This is a genomic window from Amycolatopsis sp. FU40 (genome assembly GCF_021903635.1).
Taxonomy (GTDB): domain Bacteria; phylum Actinomycetota; class Actinomycetes; order Mycobacteriales; family Pseudonocardiaceae; genus Amycolatopsis; species Amycolatopsis dendrobii.
Genome location: NZ_CP091381.1, coordinates 543,611 through 568,168, shown reverse-complemented (window position 1 = coordinate 568,168; position 24,558 = coordinate 543,611). Strand labels below are relative to the sequence as shown.

At 70.5% G+C, this 24,558-nt stretch carries 23 protein-coding genes; 4 read left to right on the top strand and 19 right to left on the bottom strand.

Features of this window, described 5'->3' with window-relative positions; translation table 11 throughout:
• Positions 1-18 precede the first annotated feature (18 nt).
• The gene (locus L3Q65_RS03900) at positions 19-477 is read left to right on the top strand and encodes a GatB/YqeY domain-containing protein (protein WP_182896146.1); all 459 of its coding nucleotides are present in this window, start codon (positions 19-21) and stop codon (positions 475-477) included.
• 455 nt (positions 478-932) lie between these two features.
• On the opposite strand, the gene ggt is transcribed toward L3Q65_RS03900, so the two are convergent.
• The 5 genes from ggt to L3Q65_RS03875 all read right to left on the bottom strand — a co-directional run bounded on the left by ggt (position 933) and on the right by L3Q65_RS03875 (position 4,729).
• Positions 933-2,741, bottom strand: a complete 1,809-nt coding sequence (gene ggt, locus L3Q65_RS03895) for a gamma-glutamyltransferase (RefSeq protein ID WP_237598802.1) — start codon at positions 2,739-2,741, stop codon at positions 933-935.
• 39 nt (positions 2,742-2,780) lie between these two features.
• Positions 2,781-3,011 carry a hypothetical protein gene (locus L3Q65_RS03890; protein WP_182890430.1) on the bottom strand — a complete coding sequence of 77 codons (231 nt, stop codon included), beginning with the start codon at positions 3,009-3,011 and terminating at the stop codon, positions 2,781-2,783.
• Positions 3,008-3,340 (bottom strand): hypothetical protein, encoded by a 333-nt coding sequence (locus L3Q65_RS03885; RefSeq protein ID WP_237598801.1) that lies wholly within the window; start codon positions 3,338-3,340, stop codon positions 3,008-3,010. Before L3Q65_RS03885 ends, L3Q65_RS03890 begins: the two co-directional genes overlap by 4 nt.
• Positions 3,341-3,411: 71 nt before the next feature.
• A complete protein-coding gene (locus L3Q65_RS03880; RefSeq protein WP_182890431.1) occupies positions 3,412-4,074 on the bottom strand; it encodes a Crp/Fnr family transcriptional regulator in 663 nt (220 codons plus the stop codon).
• A gap of 34 nt (positions 4,075-4,108) precedes the next feature.
• Complete coding sequence (locus L3Q65_RS03875; RefSeq protein WP_182890432.1) at positions 4,109-4,729, bottom strand: hypothetical protein; 621 nt, start codon at positions 4,727-4,729, stop codon at positions 4,109-4,111.
• 253 nt (positions 4,730-4,982) lie between these two features.
• On the opposite strand from L3Q65_RS03875, the gene L3Q65_RS03870 reads away from it, so the two are divergent.
• Positions 4,983-6,050: a helix-turn-helix domain-containing protein gene (locus L3Q65_RS03870; RefSeq protein WP_182890433.1), complete on the top strand. Its 1,068-nt coding sequence runs from the start codon at positions 4,983-4,985 to the stop codon at positions 6,048-6,050.
• Positions 6,047-7,204 (top strand): hypothetical protein, encoded by a 1,158-nt coding sequence (locus L3Q65_RS03865; RefSeq protein ID WP_237598800.1) that lies wholly within the window; start codon positions 6,047-6,049, stop codon positions 7,202-7,204. Before L3Q65_RS03870 ends, L3Q65_RS03865 begins: the two co-directional genes overlap by 4 nt.
• A gap of 4 nt (positions 7,205-7,208) precedes the next feature.
• On the opposite strand, the gene L3Q65_RS03860 is transcribed toward L3Q65_RS03865, so the two are convergent.
• The 14 genes from L3Q65_RS03860 to pyrR form a co-directional block, all read right to left on the bottom strand.
• Positions 7,209-7,754 (bottom strand): GNAT family N-acetyltransferase, encoded by a 546-nt coding sequence (locus L3Q65_RS03860; protein WP_182890435.1) that lies wholly within the window; start codon positions 7,752-7,754, stop codon positions 7,209-7,211.
• A gap of 432 nt (positions 7,755-8,186) precedes the next feature.
• Positions 8,187-10,289, bottom strand: coding sequence for a primosomal protein N' (locus L3Q65_RS03855; RefSeq protein WP_237598799.1), 2,103 nt, complete (start codon positions 10,287-10,289; stop codon positions 8,187-8,189).
• 192 nt (positions 10,290-10,481) lie between these two features.
• The gene (gene metK, locus L3Q65_RS03850) at positions 10,482-11,684 is read right to left on the bottom strand and encodes a methionine adenosyltransferase (RefSeq protein ID WP_182890437.1); all 1,203 of its coding nucleotides are present in this window, start codon (positions 11,682-11,684) and stop codon (positions 10,482-10,484) included.
• A gap of 90 nt (positions 11,685-11,774) precedes the next feature.
• Positions 11,775-13,007 (bottom strand): bifunctional phosphopantothenoylcysteine decarboxylase/phosphopantothenate--cysteine ligase CoaBC, encoded by a 1,233-nt coding sequence (coaBC, locus tag L3Q65_RS03845; RefSeq protein ID WP_182890438.1) that lies wholly within the window; start codon positions 13,005-13,007, stop codon positions 11,775-11,777.
• The gene (gene rpoZ / locus L3Q65_RS03840; RefSeq protein WP_020658117.1) at positions 13,000-13,269 is read right to left on the bottom strand and encodes a DNA-directed RNA polymerase subunit omega; all 270 of its coding nucleotides are present in this window, start codon (positions 13,267-13,269) and stop codon (positions 13,000-13,002) included. Before rpoZ ends, coaBC begins: the two co-directional genes overlap by 8 nt.
• Positions 13,266-13,937 (bottom strand): guanylate kinase, encoded by a 672-nt coding sequence (gene gmk / locus L3Q65_RS03835; protein WP_182890439.1) that lies wholly within the window; start codon positions 13,935-13,937, stop codon positions 13,266-13,268. Before gmk ends, rpoZ begins: the two co-directional genes overlap by 4 nt.
• The gene (gene mihF, locus L3Q65_RS03830; protein ID WP_003096398.1) at positions 13,934-14,251 is read right to left on the bottom strand and encodes an integration host factor, actinobacterial type; all 318 of its coding nucleotides are present in this window, start codon (positions 14,249-14,251) and stop codon (positions 13,934-13,936) included. The genes gmk and mihF overlap by 4 nt, the downstream gene beginning before the upstream one ends.
• A gap of 107 nt (positions 14,252-14,358) precedes the next feature.
• Positions 14,359-15,201 carry an orotidine-5'-phosphate decarboxylase gene (gene pyrF / locus L3Q65_RS03825; RefSeq protein ID WP_237598798.1) on the bottom strand — a complete coding sequence of 281 codons (843 nt, stop codon included), beginning with the start codon at positions 15,199-15,201 and terminating at the stop codon, positions 14,359-14,361.
• Positions 15,198-18,515 (bottom strand): carbamoyl-phosphate synthase large subunit, encoded by a 3,318-nt coding sequence (carB, locus tag L3Q65_RS03820; protein WP_182890441.1) that lies wholly within the window; start codon positions 18,513-18,515, stop codon positions 15,198-15,200. The genes pyrF and carB overlap by 4 nt, the downstream gene beginning before the upstream one ends.
• Complete coding sequence (gene carA / locus L3Q65_RS03815; RefSeq protein WP_220506947.1) at positions 18,515-19,687, bottom strand: glutamine-hydrolyzing carbamoyl-phosphate synthase small subunit; 1,173 nt, start codon at positions 19,685-19,687, stop codon at positions 18,515-18,517. The genes carB and carA overlap by 1 nt, the downstream gene beginning before the upstream one ends.
• A complete protein-coding gene (locus L3Q65_RS03810) occupies positions 19,639-20,142 on the bottom strand; it encodes a transporter (RefSeq protein ID WP_182890443.1) in 504 nt (167 codons plus the stop codon). Before L3Q65_RS03810 ends, carA begins: the two co-directional genes overlap by 49 nt.
• Positions 20,142-21,428: a dihydroorotase gene (locus L3Q65_RS03805; protein WP_237598797.1), complete on the bottom strand. Its 1,287-nt coding sequence runs from the start codon at positions 21,426-21,428 to the stop codon at positions 20,142-20,144. The genes L3Q65_RS03810 and L3Q65_RS03805 overlap by 1 nt, the downstream gene beginning before the upstream one ends.
• Positions 21,425-22,357 carry an aspartate carbamoyltransferase catalytic subunit gene (locus L3Q65_RS03800; RefSeq protein WP_037818941.1) on the bottom strand — a complete coding sequence of 311 codons (933 nt, stop codon included), beginning with the start codon at positions 22,355-22,357 and terminating at the stop codon, positions 21,425-21,427. Before L3Q65_RS03800 ends, L3Q65_RS03805 begins: the two co-directional genes overlap by 4 nt.
• Positions 22,354-22,950 carry a bifunctional pyr operon transcriptional regulator/uracil phosphoribosyltransferase PyrR gene (gene pyrR, locus L3Q65_RS03795; protein WP_116203800.1) on the bottom strand — a complete coding sequence of 199 codons (597 nt, stop codon included), beginning with the start codon at positions 22,948-22,950 and terminating at the stop codon, positions 22,354-22,356. The genes L3Q65_RS03800 and pyrR overlap by 4 nt, the downstream gene beginning before the upstream one ends.
• Positions 22,951-23,211: 261 nt before the next feature.
• Between pyrR and L3Q65_RS03790 the strand changes: the two genes are divergently transcribed.
• Positions 23,212-23,700, top strand: a complete 489-nt coding sequence (locus tag L3Q65_RS03790; RefSeq protein ID WP_003096372.1) for a transcriptional regulator — start codon at positions 23,212-23,214, stop codon at positions 23,698-23,700.
• Positions 23,701-24,558 lie beyond the last annotated feature (858 nt).

Genomic DNA, 24,558 nt, shown 5'->3' with positions numbered 1-24,558 from the left:
GGCGCCAGGATCGGGTACATGACCACGCTGAAGGCGACCCTGCACGACGACCTGACGACCGCGATCAAGGCGAGGGACCAGCTGCGCTCGGCAACGCTGCGGCTGACCCTCTCGGCGATCGGCTACGAAGAAACCGCGGGCGACAGCGCTCGCGAACTCTCCGACGACGAGGTACTGAAAATCATCACCCGAGAGGTGAAGAAACGCCGCGACGCCGCCGAGGCCTTCGACAAGGCAGGCCGCGCGGAGTCAGCGGAGCGCGAACGAGCCGAAGCAGAGGTTCTCACCGCCTACCTGCCCGCCCAGCTCTCGGACGACGAACTGCGCGCGCTGGTCACCGAGGCAGTGACGGAAACCGGCGCCTCCGGGATGGCCGGAATGGGCGCGGTGATGAAGGCCGTGCAGCCGAAAATCGCCGGGCGCGCCGAAGGCTCCCGCGTCGCAGCCGAGGTAAAACGCCAGCTCTCCAACAACTGACTCTTGCCCGCCGCCCTCTTGGCCTGCCCCCTCGGCCGCGAGGCCTGTCCGGGAGGGCCGCCTTCAGGAACTCAGAGGTCCCCTCACGACACTCGCCCGGCGGTGAGGGGCCCCTTCACGGACTTGGATTCCCGCAAGGAGCCCTTCCCAGCCCACCCCGCCGCCTCCCGCCGCCCCGCCGGGATGCGCCCCAATGCGGCGTTCGGTGCATCTGACGCACCCAATGCCACATCGGGGCGCTAGGCCCGCCACCGCACAACCGCGGCCGACGCACCCAACCAGCGAGGCACCCACACCGCCCCGACCCCGGTCCGAAGGCTCCCTGCGGGCGGCGGGTGCTGGTCAAGGCATCTTTCCCGCCTTGACCAGCACCCGCCGCCCGTCAGCACAATCAAACTTCGGGGTGGTGGCCCACACCCGAGCGCAAATGTCGCCCGCCAAGGCGACGAGCCGAATCACCGGCCCCCAGGCCACCGCCAAGGCAACACGACCTGCGCCGCCCCCTGGCCCCGCCTCACCGGCTCAGCCGCAGCAACCCACCGCCCGTCCGGCAAAGACTCAACCCCGGTAGCGGCCCCGATCTCCGCGGGAGAAGCCGAGAACACCTGCCCCCGCCGCTGCAGCTCCGCAGTCTCCGGCTGGGCCAGGAATCCCGCCTCCACATCAGCCTTGGCAGAATTCCGCTGCGAAGCCCGGGGCGCGGCAATCGCGTCCTCCAATGACAACCCGCGATCGACCCGCCCCAAAACCACCTGCAGCACCGTAGTAATGATCGAAGCGCCCCCGGGCGACCCAGCAGCGAAGAACGGCTTCCCGTCCCGCAACACCACAGTAGGAGCCATCGACGACCGAGGCCGTTTCCCCGGACCAGGCAGGTTAGGATCGGGAACGCCGGGAGTGACAGGCACGAACGAGAAGTCGGTCAACTCGTTGTTGAGCAGAAACCCACGACCGGGAACAACAATCCCGCTTCCACCCTCCTGCTCGATAGTCAACGTGTAAGCAACGACGTTCCCCCACCGGTCAGCCACAGTCAGGTGAGTGGTGTTCTCCCCTTCATACGGCGTGGGCGCCCCCGTCGGCCCCGCCGCACAAGGCTGCGGACGCCGGGGATCAGCAGGCGCGACCGGACTGGTCGCAGCGTGGTCCTTGGAGATCAGACAAGCCCGGCTGTCCGCGAACTCCTGGCTGAGCAACTCCCGAGCCGGCACATCGACAAAGGCAGGATCCCCGATCCACCGATTCCGGTCGGCGAAGGCAAACCGCGAAGCCTCCAGAAAATACTGCAGATAATCCGCCTTGCCCGCCCCCCGAAGATCGTAATTCTCCAGAATATTCAGAGCCTCGCCCACCGTAAGCCCACCAGACGAAGGCGCGGGCATCCCGTAGACATCCAGCCCGCGGTACCGCGTATGCGTGGGCACCCGCTCAACAGCCTGATACGCCGCGAGATCGGCAGCAGAAAGCTTCCCCGGCCGAACCTTCAGCGAAGAAGCCGGATCCACCGGCGGCCGCTGCACGGTCCGGGCGATATCCGCCCCGACCTCCCCTCGGTACAGCACATCGGTCCCCCGCCGCGCCAACTGCCCATACGTAGCGGCCAGATCCGGGTTCCGGAACACCGTCCCCGGCGCCGGCGGCTGTCCCCCGGGCAGATACAACGACCGAGTCGAGGGAAACGCAGCGAACCGATCAGCGTTGTGCGCCACCTGATCATGGAACGTCTGATCAACCACGAACCCCTTGCGCGCCAACCGCTCCGCCGGAGCGATCGACTGCGCGAGCGAACGCGTCCCCCACTTGCGCAACGCGTCGCGCCACGTAGCCGGAGTACCGGGCACCCCCACGCTCAACCCGCTGGTGACCGCGTCCGCGAACGGCAACGGTTTGCCGTTCTCCACGAAGAGGTTCTCGTCCGCGGTCTCGGGCGCGGTCTCCCGCCCGTCGAGCGTGTGGACCTTGCCGGTTTTCGCGTCGTAGTACACGAAGAACCCGCCTCCGCCGATGCCGGCCGAGAACGGGTCCGTGACGCCTAGCGCGGCCGCGACGGCGACCGCCGCGTCGACGGCGTTTCCGCCGCCGCGCAGCACCTGCGTGCCGATGGCCGTGGCGTCGGCGTCGATGCTCGACACCGCGCCGAGGTAGCCGGTCGCGACAGGCGATTTGGGAGTGGGAACGGCGGCCGAGGCGCTGGCCGCCCCGGCCGTGGACACCAGAGCGGCCACGGAGAGCACCGCGAGGATTCGCTTTCCGGTCGTGGGCATGCGGGCGAGTCTGCCCCGCGGCGGAACCGGTGTCCACACTCACTTCGAGGCCGCCATCGCCACCGCGGTCAGGGTCGCCAGCCCGCCGACCCCCACCGCCCCGACGACCAGACCGGCGATCGCCGCGACCGAGGCGGCCAGCCGCACCGCCAGCCCGGCGATCCAGCGCAGCACCCGGACCACCGCGATCAGCACGATCAAAGCGAGCACGAGCACCGCAGCCGGCACGCCTTGCCCGCCGCCCTGCGCGGCGGCCAGCACGGTGGTCATATCCGCGCCGCTATCCGCGGTTCGCGCAGGTTCTCCCGCCCGAATTCGCGCATGTTCTCGTACGCCCGCCTGCGCATCTCCTCGCGCGCCCGCACCCGCCTGCGTTCCGAACCCAGCTGCCACACCCAGCGCCAGCCGACCGCTGTCGCGACGACGGAACCAGCGAGGGTCACCAGGAAGGCCTGCCCGACGAGACCGTGGAGCGATTCGAGGCTCAGCAACACCAGCAGCGCCCACACCTGAGCGACGGTGAACGGGATGACCAGAGCTGCCGCGTACACCCCCCGACGCCAGCGAACCGGCTGAGGAGCGGGAAGAAACGGTTCCATGACTGCCTCCCTCGGTGGTGTGTTTCCAGAAAACCCCGGCGGGGCCGGGAAATCTGTGTCAGCTGACACGTTCAGCGGGCGAGCCTGCGCAATTCCGCGAGCCGGTGGATGGTCACCTTCCCGCGGGCGGTGCTGATCACCCCCTGGCGGCGGAGTTCCCGCGTCACCCTTGCCCACGATTCGCGCGAAATCGCTGCCGTCATAGCGAGTTCTGCTTGCGTTCCGGGCACCGCGACTTCGATGTCCGTTCCTCGCCGCACGCCGTGCTGCACCGCGAGCTGCATCAGCTGCGCGGCGACGCGGCGGGTGGCCGTCCCGCCGCCGATGTCGAGCCATTGCCGTCCGACGTCGCGCATCCGGTCGGCGAGGACTTGGAGCAGCGCCCAGGAAATCGCGGCCTCGCGCCGGCACAGCGCGACGAACCGCGCGGCGGGCACGACCAGCACGTCCAGTTCGTCGAGTGCTTGCACGGTCGCCGACCTCCGTCCGCCGTCGATCACGGCCAGTTCGCCGATCACGTCGCCCGCGCCGCGGACGCCGATCACGACCTCGCGCCCGTCCGGCGTCGCGTTGGTGATCCGGACGTGCCCGGCGAGGAGGAGAAGCACGACCGAGGCTCGCTCGCCTTCGCGGCAGAGGACGTCCCCGCGCCGGTAAGCCCTGCGGACGGACAGCTCTTCGAACTTCGCCCGGTCCGCGGCGCCCAGCGCCGGCCAGAACCCGATCGCTTCCACGGCGGTCCCCCCTCCTCGTCGTCGGCCGGACCGGTCAGGCGATCAGTCCCGCTCCCGGCCGGACGGCGTCGGTGGTGCGGACCCAGCCGCGGGTCCGCTGCCCGCCGACGCGCACGTGGAAGGCGTGTGCGAAGGAGCTGCGGTCGATCCCGGCATAGCCGTGCCGGACGACCGACCGGTGGATCGCGTTCGAGACGACGAGCGCGAGCGGCCCCGAGGAGCTGCGCAGCCTGCGTCTCAGGTCAGGGGCGTCGAGGAGGCGGCAGGCGATGTCGATGTCCTCGCCGTAGGGCCCGTGCGCGTCGTAGTGCACCTCGCCGGCGTGCACCGAAACGCGCAGCCGGAAGGCCAGTTCGGGGTCCTGGTCGCCGTGCCGGGCGAGCAGTTCGGTCAGCGCGGGCACCACGCGGGCGAGCAGGACCGTCTTCGGGACCTCGTCGACGGGCCGCACGAGGCACAGCGCCCCGTCGCCCCGGTCCACGAAGGGATCCCGGAACTGCTCCGTGATGCCGCCGGCCCGGAACGCCTCGTCGAGCAGGTCGAACAGGACCGAACGGAGCCCGGCCCGAGCCGGGTTCGTACGGGTGGTCGACCCTTCGATGTCGACGACCACGATGGCTCGGTGTACTGGTGCCTGTACTGCTGAGGTGTCCATGACCGCCCCCCTATTTCAGGAAGCTACTGAAATCTAGTAGACTTTCACAGCAGCTACTATAAGGGTGGGCCCGGACTGAAACAATGGTGTCGCGCACACGACATCTTCGGTTCAGGTGCGGGTCTAGTCCGAGATTGGCAACCCCTGAACGCTCGCCGACACTCGACCCCGGCCCGTCCGGCCACCCCGGCGTCCCGGGTGTAGAATCCCCGCCATTCACGCCTGACTGAACTTCACTGAAGGGTCTGAAGTCGTGTCTCAGCCCAATCCCGCGCTCGCCGCTCGCCTGCGTACCCTGCGCAAGGAGAGCTGGTCCGACGTGGTGCTCACCCAGAAGCAGCTCGCCGAGGCCTTCGGCGTGAGCACCGGCCTGCTGTCGTCGTGGGAGAACGTGGCGAAACCGGTGACGCCCCCGCCTCATCGCCTGGAGGCGTACGCGACCTTCTTCGCCACCCGCCGTTCGGTGCAGGGTCCCAATCTTCATCTGCTGGACACAGAGAACCTGACGGACGACGAGCACACCGTCCGCAAGGAGCTGCTCGCGGAGCTGCAGGCACTGCGCGGCGACCTCGACGACCCGCCGGCCCAGCCGGTCTTCGCGCCCTCGAGCCTGTGGCACTTCCCGCCGAACCAGGACATCGTGATCGTCTGCGCGCAGCTGCCGGAGAAGTACCGGATCGCCTACACCGACCCGTCGAGCCCGGACTACGTGAACCTCTACACCTACGCCGACCCGGACGCGCTGCTCGAGCTCTACGGCCACATCCGCGCGTGCAACCCGGCGAGCGACGTCACCTTCCGCACCACCGACCAGAACACGACGCTGTCGGCGGACGAGTACACCGCGCACCTGGTGCTGCTCGGCGGCGTCGACTGGAATCCGCAGACCCGCGCGCTGCTCGACCGGGTCGACGTGCCGGTCCGCCAGATCAGCCGCAAGGGCGACGAGGAGCAGCTGGAAACCGGGTTCGAAGTGACCCGCCCGGACGGCACGACCCAGATGTTCAGCGCCAAACTGCGCAACGGAATCCTGCTCGAAGACGTCGCGCACTTCTACCACGGCGTCAGCCCGCTCAACCGCAAGCGCACCGTGACCGTGTGCAACGGAATGTACGGCCGCGGCACCCTCGGGGCCGTACGAGCGCTGACCGACCGCCGCTTCCGCGATCGCAACCAGGCCTACCTCGACCAGCGCTTCGCGGGCGCGGATTCCTTCAGCATCATCAGCCGGGTCCCGGTCTTCGACAACCAAGGGCTCACCCCTGACTGGACCCTGCCTGAAAACCGGCTGCACGAGTGGCCAGAATCGAGCCTCACATGACCGCGACCGTCGCAGCGCCGGCGCAGCACACGACGCATCAGCGGCTGCTGCATCACGTCGCCGCCGAAGACGCGCCGCAGGCAAGGCTGGACGCGATCGTCGTGCCCAACGGCCGCCCCGCCGCCTACCTCAAGGACGCTTTCCGCGCCGCCCGCGAAGTCGACGCCACGCTTCTGCTGCTGTGCAGCAAGAACGCGCGCGCGACCGACGCGGTGCTCGCCGCGAAGCGCGCCGGGGTGCGAGTCCGCGCGATCGACACCGACGAGGCAGCGGGTCTCGGCGCCGTTCCGCCGTTCGCGACAAGCAGGCTGCTGCAGGCGAAGCGTTTGCTGCGCCGCACCGACACGAGTTTCAAACGCAACCTCGGCGTGCTCGTCGCCGATCTGGCGGGCTGGCAGCGCATCCTGTTCCTCGACGACGACATCCGGCTGTTCCCGAGCAAGGACATCCCGCTTCCGCGGCCCAGCAACCTGCGCGCCGCCGCGGGACTGCTCGACGAGTACGCCGCGGCGGGCCTCGCCAACATCGGGATGCCGGACAACTCCGTGGTGTGCCACGCCTATCGCGAGTCCGGAGGAAAGCAGGACACGTTCGTCGGCGGCGGCGCGCTGGCGGTCGGGCGCGACGCGTTCTCCTCGTTCTTCCCGGACATCTACAACGAGGACTGGTTTTTCCTCCTCAGCGGAACCGGATTGCGCGCCACCGCGGTCACCAGCTTCGCCTACCAGCACGACTACGACCCCTTTCGCAACACCGTGCGCGCCCGGTCGGAGGAACTGGGCGACACGCTCGCCGAGGGGATCTACTGCCTGCTGGACAACGGTCTCGGCATCGCCGACGCGACCGCCGCGTACTGGGCGGGCTTCCTGGAAAGCCGCCGGGCGTTCATCCGCACCACGCTGCGCCAGGTCCAGGACGCGCCGTACCTGACCGGTGGATACGAGGAGCGGATGAGCGCGGCGCTGAAGGCCGCGCACGGCCGCAGCCTGCTGATCGAACCGGACCTGTGCGTGCGGTACCTGCGCGCTTGGCAGCGGGACCGGGACACGTGGGAGACGCATCTGCTGTCGCTGCGCGCGCGGCACGGTTCGGCTGGCGACCCCGACGCCGCTTTCGACACGCTGGGGATCGCGGAGATCGTGCACAAGTCCTGAAGGCTCAGCCTTCGCCGCAGGCGCGGCCGGCTAGCGGTGCGGGACGGTCGTCCGGCAGCCGCTTCACCAGTACGTGGCAGCGCTCGGCCTCGGAAATCGTGCGCCCGTCCGGCGAAACGCGCTCGGCGTAGCAGACGACCGTGCCATGGCCCCAGTCGTGGTAGCCGAGGCGGCGGTACAGCCTCGCGGCGCGGGTGTTGTCCGTGCGGACCGCGAGCGCGCCCAGGGCGTGCCCATGCCCGACCAGGTAATCCTCGACCGCACGCACGAGAGCCGCGCCGATGCCGCGATTGCGCGCCTCCGGGGCCACCTCCAGATGGGTCAGCAGCGGGACGCCCGGCAGATGGCCGCGGATCGGCGGTTCCTCGGCGTCCTCGAGCCAGAGGTACACGTCGCCGACCGGCCGCGCGGAGCACCACGCGGCGAACAGGACGCCGAGCCCCTTCGCCTGCCGGGTGAACCGGTCCTCGAAAAACCCCTGGTCGCCGAGGATCTCCGCCAGCGCCGCGAGGTCCGCCTGCTCAGCCGGCCGGATCGAGACGTCGCCCATCAACGCCGACTCCTGTCCGCGGGACCGGGGCACGCGAGCGGCAGGCCCGGGCCGCGGTCCTGATCTTGGCCGCCCGGCCTCAAGGGTAAGTGCGCGCCTGGGAGCCGCGAAGACGGCGAATGCCGCAGCGCGGCCCCGCGAACGGAGCAACCGGCCGCCCCGCGCCGCCGCGCCCCTCCCCCGTTTTCCACGTTTCCCATACACCCCGGGACGAACGGATTCAAACGGAAACCGCGCAGTAGTGCGGAAAACCGCGTCTGTGGCGGAGTTCGGCGCGCAAATGAGCGGTCGACTGGAAGGGATTTAGCGAATTCAGTCGTGCTCGCGGACAAGCGGCAGGCGGGGCCGGCCGTGCGACTGCGGGCGGAAAGCCAGTTGAACGACCGTTTCCGGGCACACCGGGCTTCCGGATACCCCTAAGCTACCGCGTTCCTAGATCAGGTCCAGCGGATCCAGCTGCACCCGCACCGGCTCGACCGCTTTCCGGGCGTCCCGGCGGGCCACCGCGTCGCGCACCACCGTCGCCAGTGCGCGGCCGTCCGGGCGGGCCACCCGCACCAGCGCCCGTTCTCGTTCCGCGTTGCCCTCGTCGTCGTAATCGCCCAGCGGGACCGGGCCGAGCACCTCGCCGCTGCCGGGCAGCGGAAGGTCGTCGAGCACGCTCGCCACCGCGGCCGGGCTCCCCTCGACGCTCGCCATCCGCATCGCGGGCGGGAAACCCAGCTCCCGGCGCTGTTCCAGTTCCTGGCTCGCGTGCCAGCCCGGATCCCAGCGCACCAGTGCCTGCACCACCGCCAGCCCGGCTTCCGCGCCGACGATCACCCGGCCCCCGCCCGACGCCGGGCGGACCAGCGCGCCGGCGGCCATCCAGCGGCGGAGAGTCTCTTCCGCGGCACGCAGATCCTGCCGTCCCAGCAACGCCCAGCCGTCCAGCAGCAGCGCCGCGCCGTAACCGCCTTCGGCGACCGGCTCCGCGCCCGGCGTGCAGACCACCAGCGCCGGACGGCCCGGGACGGTCGCCAGGACTTCGGTCGCGCCGGAGGTCCGGACCGGAACCCCGGGGAAGGCCCGGCCCAGTTCTTCCGCGGTGCGTTTCGCGCCGACCACCACGGCCCGCAACCGGACGGAACCGCAAGCAGGGCACCGGAAAGCGGTCTCCGGGACACCGCACCACCGGCACGCGGGCGGACGCGGGGCGCCGTCCGCCGACCCGCCGGGCAACGCGAGCGGACCGGCGCAGCGACGGCAGTGGGCGGGCGTCCGGCATTGGCCGCACGACAATCCGGGAACGTAACCGCGGCGCGGAACCTGGACCAAGGCCGGCAATCCGGCGGCGAAAGCCTGGCGCGCGGCCTCGAACGCGACCGCGGGCAGCCGGGCGACCCGAGCTGCTTCGTCACGCGCCACGTCGAAGTCCTCGCCGACCGGGGTCACGCGCGGGGCGGCGGCGCGAAGTCCGGCGCGATCGGCCTGGATCTGTTGCGCCCAGCCGGATTCCACCAGCAGCTGCGCTTCGGCGGTCCGGGCGAACCCGCCGACCAGGAACGCCGATTTCGTGGCGTGGGCCCGATCCATCAGCACATCCCGCACGTGCGGGTACGGGGCATGCGGATCCAGGTGCAGATCGTCGCCGTCGTCCCAGACGACGAACAGCCCGGGATCGGCGACGGGCGCGAACATCGCCGCGCGAGTGCCGACCACCACGCGGACCGCGCCGCGCAGCACGGAAAGCCAGCGCCGGTACCGTTCGGCCGGCCCCAACCCGGCGATCAGCGCGGCGACGCCCTGCTCCCCCACCAGTTCGATGCACGCCTCGTGCACCCGCGTGAGGTCGCGGTGGTCCGGGACCACCAGGACCGCGCCCCGGCCTTGGGCGGCCGCGGTGGCGGCCGCTTCGGCGAGGCGGCGCGGCCAGTCTTCGCCGGGCAGGGCTTGCCAGACCGCGTTCGCCTGGCGGGATTCGGCGATCGCTTCCAGGAACGCTTCACCGCGTTGGTAGCGGGACCAGGCGGAGATGTCCGGGGCGTCCGGGGCGGGGGCCGGTTCCGCAGGGGGTTCGCTTTCCGCCTTCGCGTGCCTTGGCGGCAGGGCCAGGCGCAGGACGTCGGAGAGGGTTCCGGCGTAGCGATCGGCTACCGAGCGGCAGACGGCGTGCAGAGAAGGCGGGAGGACGGGTTCGCTCGAGGTGACTCGCTCCAGGTAGGCGAGTTTTCGCTCGTACTCCGTCGTGTCAGTGCGTTCGATGAGGTAGCCGTCGACCAGCTGGCCGGCGAAACGCACCCGGACCCGGCAGCCGGGGACCGCGGATTCGTGCAGTTTTTCCGGGACTTGGTAGTCGAAGGTGCGGTCGAGGTGGGCCAGCGGGATGTCTACGGCGATCTTCGCGACGGGCAGTTCCGGGGCGGGGGTTTGCTGGCCTTTGCGGGAGCGGGCGGGTTTGCGGGCGGGCTTTTTCGCCGGGGTGGCCTTCGGCTCCGGGGTGGAGCGCGAAGGCTCCGGGAGGTCCCATAGGGGGGTGGGTTCGGAGCTGGTCACTTGGAGATCTCTACCAGACGGGGGCGACAAGGCTGTCGTCTCGTAGGGAGAAGGTGCGGCGGGGCACCCCGAACCGTTGAGCGCAGCGGCTGCGGTTTGAGGACATTCGGCCGCCCCCGAAAGCCGTGAAGGGCCCCTTGCGGGAATGAGATTCCCGCAAGGGGCCCTTCACGGACCCAAAGCTCAGCGGGGTCAGGCGCCGGCCAGCGAGCGCAGGGCGTCGGCGCGGGCGGTGCTTTCCCACGGGAGGTTCAGGTCCGGGCGGCCGAAGTGGCCGTACGCCGCGGTGGGGGCGTAGATCGGGCGGAGCAGGTCCAGGTCGCGGATGATCGCGGCGGGGCGCAGGTCGAAGACCTCGCTGATGGCCGACTGGATCTTGGTCGGGTCGACTGTTTCGGTGCCGAACGTCTCGACGAACAGGCCCACCGGAGCGGCCTTGCCGATCGCGTACGCGACCTGCACCTCGACCCGTCCGGCCAGGCCCGCGGCGACCACGTTCTTGGCCACCCAGCGCATCGCGTACGCGGCCGAACGGTCCACCTTGGACGGGTCCTTGCCGGAGAACGCGCCGCCGCCGTGGCGGGCCATGCCGCCGTAGGTGTCGACGATGATCTTGCGGCCGGTGAGCCCGGCGTCGCCCATCGGGCCGCCGATCACGAAGCGGCCGGTGGGGTTCACCAGGAGGCGGGTGCTGTCGGTGTCGAGGCCCAGTTCGGCCAGTTCCGGCTCCACGACGTGCTTCTTCACGTCGACCCCGAGCATCTGCTCCAGGTCGATCCCGTCCGCGTGCTGGGTGGAGACCACGACGGTGTCGAGCCGCACCGGCTGTTCGCCCGCGTACTCGATGGTGACCTGGGTCTTGCCGTCGGGACGCAGGTACGGCAGCACGCCGTCCTTGCGGACCGCGGTCAGGCGGCGCGACAGGCGGTGCGCGAGCGCGATCGGGAGCGGCATCAGCTCAGGCGTGTCCGAGCAGGCGTAGCCGAACATCAGGCCCTGGTCGCCCGCGCCCTGGCGGTTGATCTCGTCCTCGTCCGATTCCACGCGCGACTCGTACGCCGTGTCGACGCCCTGGGCGATGTCCGGAGACTGCGAGCCGATCGCGACGTTCACGCCGCAGGAGTTGCCGTCGAAGCCCTTGGCCGACGAGTCGTAGCCGATGCGCAGGATGACGTCCCGCACGATGGTGGGGATGTCCGCGTACGCCTCGGTCGTCACCTCGCCCGCGACATGCACCTGGCCCGTCGTGATCAGGGTCTCGACGGCAACCCGGCTGCGCGGGTCCTTGGTCAGCAGGCCGTCGAGGATCGAGTCGCTGATGGCGTCACAGATCTTGTCGGGGTGGCCTTCCGTCACGGATTCCGACGTGAACAGCCTTTTCGTGGACGCAGACACGACCTCGTCACTTCCCTCGGTCAAGCGATGGCGCCCCACCGGTATTTCAGGCGCTCCTGGCACAGCCCACCCTACCCAGCGGGCCTGTAGCTAGAGTCGACGTTCAATCAACGCTGTTACGGCATCCCACAATGTGGCCGCCAGCCGGGCTTTAGCGCCTTGCGAGATGACCTGCTCAGTGCCGTCCGCGGCGAGCAGCCAGCCCGAATTGTCCTCGGTGCCGAAGGCTTTTCCGTCGCCGACCGCGTTGACCACGAGCAGATCCGCGCCCTTGCGGCGGAGCTTGGCGCGGGCGTGGTCGAGCACGCTGCCGTTCTCGTCGCCGGTTTCCGCGGCGAAACCCACCACGATCTGCCCGGAACGCCGTCCTTGCACCACTTCGGCGAGGATGTCGGCGTTGCGGTCGAGCGTGATGACCGGGTCCGGGCTGTCGTCGGACTTCTTGATCTTGTGGTCGGCCGGCGTCGCGGGCCGGAAATCCGCGACCGCGGCGGCCATCACGACGACATCCGCGTCCGCCGCGGCGGCGTGCACCGCTTTGCGCATTTCCTCGGCGGTGGACACTCGTTGCAGCGTCGCGCCCGCCGGAGACGGCAGTTCGTCGGTGTGCCCGGCGACCAGCGTCACCTCGGCGCCGCGTTGCGCGGCGACCCGGGCGAGCGCGAAGCCCTGTTTGCCCGACGATCGGTTGCCCAGGTAGCGGACCGGGTCGAGCGGTTCGCGGGTGCCGCCCGCGGAGATCACCACGCGGAGGCCCTCGAGGTCGCGCGGCAGCGCGCGAGGCTCGGCGAGCAGCAGCCGGGCCAGGTCGACGATCTCGGCCGGATCGGCGAGCCGTCCCTTGCCGGTGTCGACGCCGGTCAGCCTGCCGGCGGCGGGTTCGGTGACGACCAGGCCGCGCGAGCGCAGCAACGCCACGTTGTCGCGGGTGGCCGGGTGCTCCCACATCTCGGTGTGCATCGCCGGGAAGAAGGCGACCGGGCACCGGGCGGTGAGCAGGGTGTTCGTCAGGAGGTCGTCGGCGAGCCCGTGCGCGGCCTTGGCCAGCAGGTTCGCGGTCGCCGGGACGACCAGCACGAGGTCGGCCTCTTTGCCGACCCGCACGTGCTGCACCTCGGGCACCTCGGTGAACACCCCGGTGTGCACCGGGTTCCCGGACAGTGCCTCGAAGGTCGCCGCGCCGACGAAGTTCAGCGCGGCCTCGGTGGGCACGACGCGGACGTCGTGCCCGGATTCGGTGAGGCCCCGCAGGACCTCGCACGCCTTGTAGGCGGCGATGCCGCCGCCCACGCCCAGGACGACCCTGGGCTTGGCGTCATTCACCCTCGGTGTGCTCGAGCAGCCCGCCGTGGATCTCGCGCAGCGCGATCGACAGCGGCTTCTCGCGGGGGCCGGGCTCGACCAGCGGGCCCACGTACTCCAGCAGGCCCTCGCCCAGCTGCGCGTAGTAGTCGTTGATCTGCCGGGCCCGCTTGGCCGAGTAGATCACCAGCGCGTACTTCGAGGAGACCTTCTCGAGCAGGTCGTCGATCGGCGGGTTGGTGATGCCTTCGAGCTCTTCCAGCGTCGCCTGTTGCACAGTCACTCGTGGTGCTCCGTATCGTCACATCGATCGGCGGCAGAATCGCCACCGCCGGTAATCAAGTCTAGCAACCGCCGCGCGGCGACCTCGACGTCGGCGTTCACGACCCGTTCGTCGAACTCCCCGGCCGCGGCCAGTTCGCGTTCCGCCTCCGCCAGCCGGGCGGCGACCGCGGCCTCGGTCTCGGTGCCCCTGCCGGTGAGCCTGCCGACCAGTTCTTCCCAGGACGGCGGCATCAGCATGACCAGCCGTGCCTCCGGCATCGCGGCCCGGACCTGGCGCGCGCCCTGCAGTTCGATCTCCAGCACCGCCGGACGGCCGTCCGCCAACGCCTTCTCGACCGGCTCGCGCGGCGTCCCGTACCGGTTGCCCGCGAACTCGGCCCACTCCAGCAGCCGGTTCCCGGCCACCATCCGGTCGAATTCGGCGGAATCCACGAAGTGGTAATGGTTTCCGTCGACCTCGCCCGGCCGCGGCGCCCGCGTCGTCACCGAAACGCTGAAGTACAGGTTCGGCTCGAGCAGGCGCAGCTGTCCCACCACACTCGACTTCCCGACGCCGGAAGGGCCGGAGACGACGGTGAGCCGGGGGCGGGAGAGATCTCCTGCCACCGGCTCACTGCCGCGGTCGGCGCCCCGGGTCACCGGGTAGTCCTGACCGACGCCGCTCACTCGCCGCTGAACTCGGCCAGCAGCGCCTTGCGCTGCCGGTCGCCGAGCCCGCGGAGCCTGCGGCTGGGGGCGATCTCCAGTCGTTCCATCGTCTGCTGGGCGCGCACCTTGCCGACGCCGGGGAGCGCCTCGAGCAAGGCCGAAACCTTCATCTTGCCGAGGACTTCGTTCTCCTCGGCCTGCTTCAGCACGTCGACCAGAGTGGTACCGCCCCGCTTCAGCCGCTCCTTCAGCTCAGCACGGATGCGGCGGGCGGCGGCGGCCTTCTCCAGCGCCGCAGCACGCTGTTCCTCTGTCAGCTGGGGAAGTGCCACGTTTTCCTCCGGTAGTTCTCACATCTGGGTGGGTGACGCGACGGTACCCACCCCTGAGCAGGGGCCACAATGCGGGGGTGGCTGGTGGAGCGCGATTCCGGGGCCTGCTATTGGCCTTTTCCGCGCAGTCCCGCCAACCGGCCGTTCACCTCTTGGGCCGCACGGCGTAACGCCGCCGTGTCCGGGCCGTGGCGCAGCAGGTCGCGCGAAGACGCCGGGAGCAGCCCCGGGAGGCCTTCCCCGAAGACTGCCCGCAAATCCGCCTCGGTTGCCCCCTGCGCCCCGAAACCGGGCGCGAGCACCGGTCCGTTGAGCCGGCTCAGGTCGACTTCCCCAGGAGCCACAGTGGCCCCTACGACCACGCCGACGTCGCCGTACGGCTCAGCACCTGCGTTGTGGTCCGCCGCAGCGTCTACGACGCTCTGAGCGACCGTACGGCCGTCTTCGAGCCGCGCGCGCTGCAACGCGTCCGCTTCCGGGTTGGACGTGCGCGCGAGCACGAAGAGCCCGTTGCCCGCTTCGCTCGCCGCCTTGACCGCCGCGTCGAGGGCGCCGAAGCCGAGGTACGGCGACACGGTGGCCGCGTCGGCGGCGAAAGCCGCCTTTTCGGCCACGTACGCCGCCGTGTAGGCCGCCATGGTGGAGCCGATGTCACCCCGCTTCACGTCGAGCAAGACAAGCGCTCCGGCGTCGTGAGCGACGTCTACGACGCGTTCGAGCACCGCCACGCCGGCGGGCCCGAACGCCTCGAAGAACGCCGACTGCGGCTTCACGATCGCCGCCACCTCGCCCAGCGCCTCCGCGGCGCTGAGCGCGAAGCGTTCGAGCCCGCTCGCGTCGACTGGCAGGCCCCACGCCTCGATCAGGCCCGGATGCGGGTCGATCCCGGCGCACAGCGCCCCGCGCGCGGCCACCGCTTCGGCGAGCCGCGCCCCGAACCGGGCGGTCACGACGTCGCCTTCAGCGCCGCCTGGAGGTCCTGGAGGCTGCGCACGCCGATGTCGCCGCGGATAAGCGCTTCGATGCCGTGCACGGCCGCCGCGGCGCCCTGCACCGTGGTGACGCACGGAATGTCGCGCGACACCGCGGCAGTCCGGATTTCGTAACCGTCCACGCGCGGTCCGCTGTTTCCGTACGGCGTGTTGATCACCATGTTGACGTCGCCGGCGAGGATCACGTCGACGATGTTCGGCTCGCCGGTGCCCGGGTCCGGTTCGGAGTGCTTGCGCACCACCGAGCAGGCAACCCCGTTGCGCCGCAACACTTCCGCGGTTCCGGAGGTGGCCAGGATCTCGAAGCCGAGGTCGGCCAGCCGCTTCACCGGGAAGACCAGCGAGCGCTTGTCGCGGTTGGCGACGGAGACGAATACCCGGCCCGAAGTGGGAAGGGATCCGTAGGCGCCGCTCTGCGATTTCGCGAATGCTTTCCCGAAGGAGGTGTCGACGCCCATGACTTCGCCGGTGGACTTCATTTCCGGGCCGAGCAGGGAGTCGACGCCGTGTCCTTCGGGGGTGCGGAACCGGTGGAACGGCAGGACGGCTTCCTTAACCGCGACCGGGGAGTCGGCGGGCATCCGGCCGCCGTCGCCCTCGGCGGGCAGCACCCCGGACGCGCGCAGGTCCTTGATCGTCGAGCCGGTCATCACCAGCGCCGCGGCCTTCGCCAGCGGGACGGCGGTGGCCTTGGAGACGAACGGGACGGTGCGGGAGGCGCGCGGGTTGGCTTCCAGGACGTAGAGCACGTCGTCCTTGAGCGCGTACTGCACGTTCAGCAGGCCGCGGACGCCGACGCCGCGGGCGATGGCCTCGGTGGAGGCGCGGACCGCGTCGAGGTCCTGCGCGCCGAGGGTGATCGGCGGCAGCGCGCAGGAGGAGTCGCCGGAGTGGATCCCGGCCTCCTCGATGTGCTCCATCACGCCGCCGAGGTAGAGGTCCTCGCCGTCGAACAGGGCGTCCACGTCGATCTCGATCGCGTCGTCGAGGAACCGGTCCACCAGCACCGGGTGCTCGGGGGTGACCTCGGTGGCGCGGCGGATGTAGCCGGCGAGGGACTCCTCGTCGTAGACGATCTCCATGCCGCGCCCGCCCAGCACGTAGGACGGGCGGACCAGCACCGGGTAGCCGATCTCGTCGGCGATCCGCTTCGCGCCCTCGAACGAGGTCGCCGTCCCGTACTTCGGCGCGGGCAGCCCGGCGGCGGTGAGGACTTCGCCGAACGCGCCGCGGTCCTCGGCGAGGTCGATCGCCTCCGGCGGCGTCCCGACCACCGGCACCCCGGCGTCGGCGAGGCGCTGCGCGAGCCCGAGCGGGGTCTGCCCGCCCAGTTGCACGATCACCCCGGCCACGGTGCCGGACTGCTGTTCGGCGTGCACGACCTCCAGCACGTCCTCGAACGACAGCGGCTCGAAGTACAGCCGGTCGGACGTGTCGTAGTCGGTGGACACGGTTTCCGGGTTGCAGTTGACCATCACGGCCTCGAACCCGGCCTCGCGCAACGCGATCGCCGCGTGCACGCAGGAGTAGTCGAACTCGATGCCCTGCCCGATCCGGTTCGGCCCCGACCCGAGGATCAGCACCTTCGGCTTGTCCGACTGGGCGGCGACCTCCGAGGTCGCGGCGGGGTCGGTCTCGTAGGCCGAGTAGTGGTACGGGGTCTTCGCCGCGAACTCGGCCGCGCAGGTGTCGACCGTCTTGAACACCGGCCGCACCCCCAGCCGGTGCCGCAGCGCCCGCACGCCGTCCTCGCCCGCGAGTTCCGGGCGCAGCGCGGCGATCTGCCGGTCGGACAGGCCGGTGCGCTTGGCGCGGCGCAGCAAGTCGCCGTCGAGCACCGGGGCGTCGCGGACCTCCGCGCCGACCTCGCCGATCAGGGCGACCTGGTCGATGAACCACGGGTCGATGCCCGAGGCCTCGTGGACCTGCTCGACCGTCGCGCCCAGCCGCAGCGCCAGTTCCACCTCGTAGAGGCGGCCTTCGTGCGGCGTGCGCAGCGAGTCCAGAACGGACTCGGCAGTCGCGCCCTCGGGGTCGGGCAGCGTCCAGAACCCGGTCGCCTTCGTCTCGATCGACCGCATCGCTTTCCCGAGAGCTTCGGGGAAACTGCGGCCGAACGACATCGCCTCGCCCACCGACTTCATGGTCGTGGTGAGCGTGGGGTCCGCGCCGGGGAACTTCTCGAACGCGAACCGCGGCATCTTCACCACGACGTAGTCCAGCGTCGGCTCGAACGCCGCCGGGGTCTCGCCGGTGATGTCGTTGCGGATCTCGTCGAGGGTGTAGCCGATCGCCAGCTTCGCCGCGATCTTCGCGATCGGGAAACCGGTCGCCTTCGACGCCAGCGCGGACGAACGGGACACGCGCGGGTTCATCTCGATCACGACCATCCGGCCGTCCTCGGGGTTGAACGCGAACTGGATGTTGCAGCCGCCGGTGTCCACGCCGACCTCGCGCAGCACCGCGATCCCGACGTCGCGCATCACCTGGTACTCGCGGTCGGTCAGCGTCATCGTCGGCGCGACGGTCACCGAGTCGCCGGTGTGCACGCCCATCGCGTCCACGTTCTCGATCGAGCACACGACCACCACGTTGTCGTGCTTGTCGCGCATCAGCTCGAGCTCGTACTCCTTCCAGCCGAGCACGCTCTCCTCGATCAGCACCTCCGTCACCGGAGACTCCGTGAGCCCGGTCGACGCCAGCCGCTCCAGGTCCTCAGGCGTGTGCGCCATGCCCGAACCGAGCCCGCCCATGGTGAACGACGGCCGGATGACGACCGGCAGCCCGAGTTCCTCGACGGTGGCGCGGACCTCGTCCATGTCGTGGCAGACGCGCGAGCGCGGGACGTCCGCGCCGACCGTGCGCACGATGTCCTTGAACTTCTGCCGGTCCTCGCCGCGCTGGATCGCGTCGATGTCCGCGCCGATCAGCTCCACGCCGTACTTCTCCAGCACGCCGCGCTCGTGCAGCGCCACCGCGCAGTTCAGCGCGGTCTGCCCGCCCAGCGTCGCCAGCAGCGCGTCCGGGCGCTCGGCCGCGATGACCTTCTCCACGAAGTCCGGCGTCACCGGCTCGATGTAGGTCGCGTCCGCGAACTCCGGGTCCGTCATGATCGTCGCCGGGTTCGAGTTCACCAGGGACACGCGCAGACCCTCGCTGCGCAGCACCCGGCAGGCCTGCGTGCCCGAGTAGTCGAACTCGGCCGCCTGCCCGATCACGATCGGCCCGGAGCCGATCACCAGCACGTGCTGGATGTCCGTCCTCTTCGGCATCAGGCCTTCTTCTCCATCAAGTCAACGAATTCGTCGAACAGCGGCGCGGCGTCGTGCGGACCCGCCGCCGCTTCGGGGTGGTACTGCACGGAAAACGCGGGCACGTCGAACGCGCGCACGCCCTCCACGGTGTCGTCGTTCGGGCAGTAGTGGCTGATCTGCGCCGCCCCGTACGGGGAATCGAACCGCTGTCCCGGCTCGCCTTCCAAGGCGAAACCGTGGTTCTGCGCGGTGATCGCCACCCGGCCGGTCGCCACGTCGATCACCGGGATGTTGATCCCCCGGTGCCCGTAACGCATCTTGTAGGTGCCCAAACCCAAGGCGCGGCCCAGGATCTGGTTGCCGAAGCAGATGCCGAACAGCGGGATCCGCTGCTCCAGAACGGTTTTCGTCAACGCCGTCGCGTGCGCGGTCGTCGCCGGGTCGCCCGGGCCGTTGGACAGGAACACCCCGTCCGGCTCCAGCGCCAGCAGTTCCTCCGCGCTCGTGCTCGACGGCAGCACGTGCACCTCGATGCCCCGCTGCGTCATCAGCCGCGGCGTGTTCGACTTGATCCCCAAGTCCAGCGCCGCGACCCGGAACCGCCGTTCGCCTTGCGCCGCAACGACATACGGCTTCTCCGTGGAGACCTCGCCCGCGAGGTCCGCGCCCTTCATCGGCGGGCTCGCCAGCACCTCCGCGACCATCTGCTCGTCGCTGCCCAGCGCGTCGCCGGAGAACACCCCGGCGCGCATCGCGCCCTGCTCGCGCAGATGCCGCGTCAAAGTGCGGGTGTCCACTTCGGAAATCCCGACCACGCCCTGGCGCACCAGTTCCTCGTCCAGCGTGCGCTTCGCGCGCCAGCTCGACGGCGTGCGCGCGGGATCCCGCACCACGTAACCGGAAACCCAGATCCGGGCCGATTCGTCGTCCTCGTCGTTCCAGCCCGTGTTGCCGATCTGCGGCGCCGTCTGCACCACGATCTGCCGGTGGTACGACGGATCCGTCAGCGTTTCCTGGTACCCCGTCATGCCGGTGCAGAACACCGCCTCGCCCAGGGTCCGCCCGCGCGCGCCGTACGCAGCGCCGCGGAACACCCGGCCGTCTTCGAGAACCAGGGCGGCGGGGCCGCGAGTGCCGGTGCTCACTGGGCACCTCCCTTGATGTCGTGATCGGAAAGTTCGTTGATCCATTGCGGATAGTCGTCGAGGTCGTCCCCGCGGAACCCGGTGTCCAGCGCGACGTCGCCGAGCTGCCAGGTGATCACCAGCAGCACGTCGGTGCCGGTGACCTTCCCGGCGAGCCGCGAGTCGCGGCGGATCCCGGTGATCGAGCCGCGCGGGATCCAGAAGTCCGGCAGCCCGCCGCGTTCCACGGCGATCCCGTCCGGGTGCAGCCGCCAGACCGCGCCCGACCGCGGGCCCGCGCCGCGCGTGACGACCCGGTCCTGCCAGTTGCCCGCGGTCGTGGTGCCCACGTACACGCCGGTCGATTCGAGCTGGAACTCGCCGGGCTCGGCCGGGATCTCCGGGAACGGCGCGATCCGCGCGCTCTGCGAACGCGCCTTGCGCCGCCAGCCGACCCACATGCCCCACAGGCACAGCAGGAAGAACGCGACGATCCCCAGCGTCAGCAGCAACCGCTCCATCAGCAGATCTTCCCCTCGCGTGCGGTGATCCGCCCGCGCAGCAGGGTCGCCGTCACCACGCCGGGCAACCGCATTCCCTCGTACGGGGTGTTGGCCGCGATGCTGGCCAGTTCGGCCCCGCGCACGGTCCATTCGGCGTCCGGGTCGACCAGCGTCAGGTTCGCCGGTTCGCCCGCTTCGATCGGACGGCCGTGCCCGGCCAGGTTCCCGACCTCCGCGGGCCGCTCGCTCATCACGCGCGCGACGCCGCGCCAGTCGAGCAGACCGGTCTTGACCATCGTCTCGACGACCACCGACAGCGCGGTCTGCAGGCCGAGCATGCCGGGCCGGGCCGCGGCCCACTCGGTGTCCTTGTCCTGCACGGCGTGCGGCGCGTGGTCGGTGGCGACGCAGTCCACGACGCCCTCGGCCAGCGCGGCGCGCAGCTTCTCCGCGTCGCCGCCGGTGCGCAGCGGCGGGTTGACCTTGTTGACCGGGTCGTAGGTCTCGAGCCGGTCGTCGGTCAGCAGCAGGTGGTGCGGCGTGACCTCGGCCGACACCTTCGTGCCGCGCTCCTTCGCCCAGCGCAGGACGTCGACCGTGCCCGCGGTGGAGACGTGGCAGACATGCAGCCGCGCGTTCGCGTGCAGCGCCAGAAGGCAGTCGCGCGCGACGATCGACTCCTCCGCCGACGCCGGCCAGCCCGCGTAGCCCAGCCGCGACGCCTGCTCGCCCTCGTGCGCCTGCGCGCCGACGGTGAGCCGCGGTTCCTCGGCGTGCTGGGCGATCACCGCGTCGAGCGCGGACGAGTACTCCAGCGCCCGGCGCATCAGCAGCGGGTCCGCGACGCACACGCCGTCGTCGGAGAAGACCCGCACCGCCGCGGTGCCCTTGGCCATCGTGCCCAGTTCGGCGAGCTTCTCGCCCTTGAGCCCGACGGTGACCGCGCCGACCGGATGGACGTCGACCAGGCCGACCTCCTGCCCGCGCCGCCACACGTGGTCGGTGACGAGCGCGTTGTCGGCGACCGGATCGGTGTTGGCCATGGCGAACACCGCGGTGTAGCCGCCCAGCGCGGCCGCCGCGGAGCCGGTGTCGATGGTCTCGGTGTCTTCGCGGCCCGGCTCGCGCAGGTGCGTGTGCAGGTCGACGAACCCGGGCAGGAGGACCTGGCCCTTGGCGTCGAGCACCTCGGCGCCCTCGGGAACGTTCACCTCGCCGATGGCGGCGATCACGCCGTCCTCGATCAGGACGTCCACCGGCTCGCCCTCGCCGTACGGGCGGGCACCCTTGATCACGATGCTCACGCGGCAGCTCCTTCACTGGCCAGGAGGTGGTAGAGGACCGCCATGCGCACATGCACGCCGTTGCGGACCTGTTCGGTAATGGCTGAGGAGGGGGAATCCGCGACCGCGGAGGCGATCTCCATGCCGCGCAGCATCGGACCGGGGTGCAGTACGACCGCGTGGTCCGGCAGCAGCGCCTGACGGCGCTCGGAGAGCCCGTAAGAGATCGAATATTCGCGCGCGGAGGGGAAAAAGCCCCCGTGCATGCGCTCGGCCTGGACGCGCAGCATCATCACCGCATCGACGGCGGGCAACTCGGCGTCGAGGTCGTGCGAGACCGTGACCGGCAGCTTCTCCACGCCGACCGGCAGCAGCGTCGGAGGCGCGACGAGCACCACCTCCGCGCCGAGGGTGCTGAGCAGGTGGATGTTCGACCGCGCGACCCGGCTGTGCAGGACGTCGCCGACGATGGCGATCCGCCGGTCCTTCAGGGAACCGAGGCGTTCGCGCAGCGTCGCCGCGTCCAGCAGCGCCTGTGTGGGGTGCTCGTGCATGCCGTCGCCCGCGTTGACCACCGCGGTGCCCGGACCGGCGAGCCAGCCGGACAGCCGGTGCGCGGCCCCCGAGGCGGGGTGCCGGATGATCACGCAGTCTGCGCCCGCGGCGGCCAGCGTGAGCGCGGTGTCCCGCAGCGATTCGCCCTTGTTCACCGAGGAACTGGACGCCGAGACGTTGATCACGTCCGCGCTCATCCACTTCCCGGCGATCTCGAACGAGACCCGGGTGCGCGTCGAGTTTTCGTAGAACAGCGTGATCACGGTGCGGCCGCGCAGCGTCGGCAGCTTCTTGACCTCGCGGCCGAGCAGCGTGTGCTTCAGCTCGTCGGCGGTGTCGAGCACGGCGGTCGCGGTGTCCGCGTCGAGCCCGTCGGTGGCGAGCAGGTGCTTCACCGGGTTTCTCCTTCCGGCGCGCGCAGCAGCACCGCGTCCCGGCCGTCGGTTTCGGACAGCAGCACGGAGACGCCCTCGGCGCGCGCGGTGGGCACGTTCTTGCCGACGTAGTCGGCGCGGATCGGCAGCTCGCGGTGGCCGCGGTCGACGAGCACGGCGAGCTGGACGGCACGCGGGCGGCCGTGGTCGCGCAGGGCGTCGAGGGCTGCGCGGATGGTGCGGCCGGAGAACAGGACGTCGTCGACGAGGATGACGACCCGGTTGTCGATCCCGCCCGGCGGCAGCTGCGTCTGCTCGAGCGCGCGCGGCGGACGGCGGCGGAGATCGTCGCGGTACAGGGTGATGTCGAGGGCGCCGTGCGGCGGCGCGACCCCGGCGAACTCGCCGATCTTCCCGGCGAGGCGCGCGGCCAGCGGAGTGCCGCGCGTGGGGATGCCCAGCAGCACCGGGTACTGCTCGGGCGGACCGGCTCCGAGAGCGGTCTTCTCGATGACCTGGTGGGCCATCCTCGCGATCGTGCGCGCGACATCACCGGCGGACAGCAGCTCGCGCTCTCCCGCCGGCTCCGCCGCGCCACGCGGACGTGACGACAAGGCGGACCTCCTTCCCCGCCTCTCTGGACGGGTCCTTAAAGGACGTCGGCAACCGGCTGCTGCCGGAAACCGCACCGACAGTAGCAGGAGCGGTCAATCAGTCTTCCGGGTGGTACGCGCACGGCCGCCACCTGCGCGGACCGACCTTCTGCTTGACCTGGTGACAACTATGCGTAACCATTACTCTGAGTATTCGACTCGAGGAGTCCCCGGCTCCGGTCCTCCCGGCCGGGCAGGGGCGATGAAACGGAGAACCACCAGATGGGCGATTACGCCAAGGCGCTCGGGGCCAAGCTCCGCGGGATCCGCCAGCAGCAAGGCCTGTCCCTGCACGGGGTCGAGCAGAAGTCCGGCGGACGCTGGAAGGCCGTCGTGGTCGGCTCGTACGAGCGCGGCGACCGGGCGGTCACCGTCCAGAAGCTGGCCGAGCTGGCGGACTTCTACGGCGTGCCGGTGGTCGAACTGCTGCCGGAGGGCCGGGTCCCCTCGGGAGCCGAGCCCGCCACGAAGATCGTGATCAACCTGGAGCGGCTCCAGCAGCTCCCCGCGGAAAAGGTCGGCCCGCTCGCCCGGTACGCGGCCACGATCCAGAGCCAGCGCGGCGACTACAACGGCAAGGTGCTCTCCATCCGCACCGAGGACCTGCGCTCGCTCGCCATCATCTACGACATGACCCCCGGCGAGCTGACCGAGCAGCTCATCGACTGGGGCGTCCTCCCGCCGGAAGCCCGCCCGTCCAAAGAGGACTGAGCACTGATGGCGGCAGCGGCCGTGCACGACGCGGCGGGCTTCCCGCACCCGGGGAACCGGGAACGCCCGCCGCGCTTCGGGTGAGTCTCCGGCCGCGAATCCCGGCCCGCCGGATCCGGTCGGCCTCGGTTGATCCAGGGTGCCCGGGACCGCTGACCTGCCTTGTTCTGCCTCGCGACGCGCCTGGCCACAGCCGGTGACTTCGCTGGAATTGCCTGGGTTTTCCGCGCTGAGAATCGGATTTCTTCCGGATTCCGGCGCATTTTCTGCGGTGCGCCCCAGAGCGCCAGGGGTTCTTCCGCCCCGGCCGCTTCCCCGCTCCGAGCTTCGGATGCCGAGCGGACTTCCTTGCCCGGCTTGAAGTTCCGCGCCGAGCGCCTGCTCACTCCCGGCCGCGAAACCCGGACCGCCGATGTCAAGCGACTTCCCCGCAGCGCGGCTCTCTCGCGCCGAGCATTTCCCCCGCTCGCAGCCACGAAACCCGAACCATCAGCGCAACAATCCCGCACCGGCATTCCCGCGTCGCAAACCTGAACTACCAGCGCAAAGCAACTCCCCGAGCAGCGCGACAGTCCGGCACCGAGCATTCCCCGCGCGTGGCCGCAAACCTGAACTGTCAGCATGAAGCGACCTTCGCGGCAGTCTCGCCCCGAGCATTTCCCCCGCTCACAACGGGTTTTCCGCCCCGGGCACGCTCTCCCGACAGCGGCGCCCGTCTGGTCTCGCCGCTCCCCCAGGCAACGAATTCCGCTCCGGCAGCGGTTAAGTCCCCGTTCAGCCATCGGAAACCGTTGCCCCGTCGCGGATTTCGCAGCCCCCGGCCGCGATCACCGCATTGGGGCCCGCTCAGCAGGACTG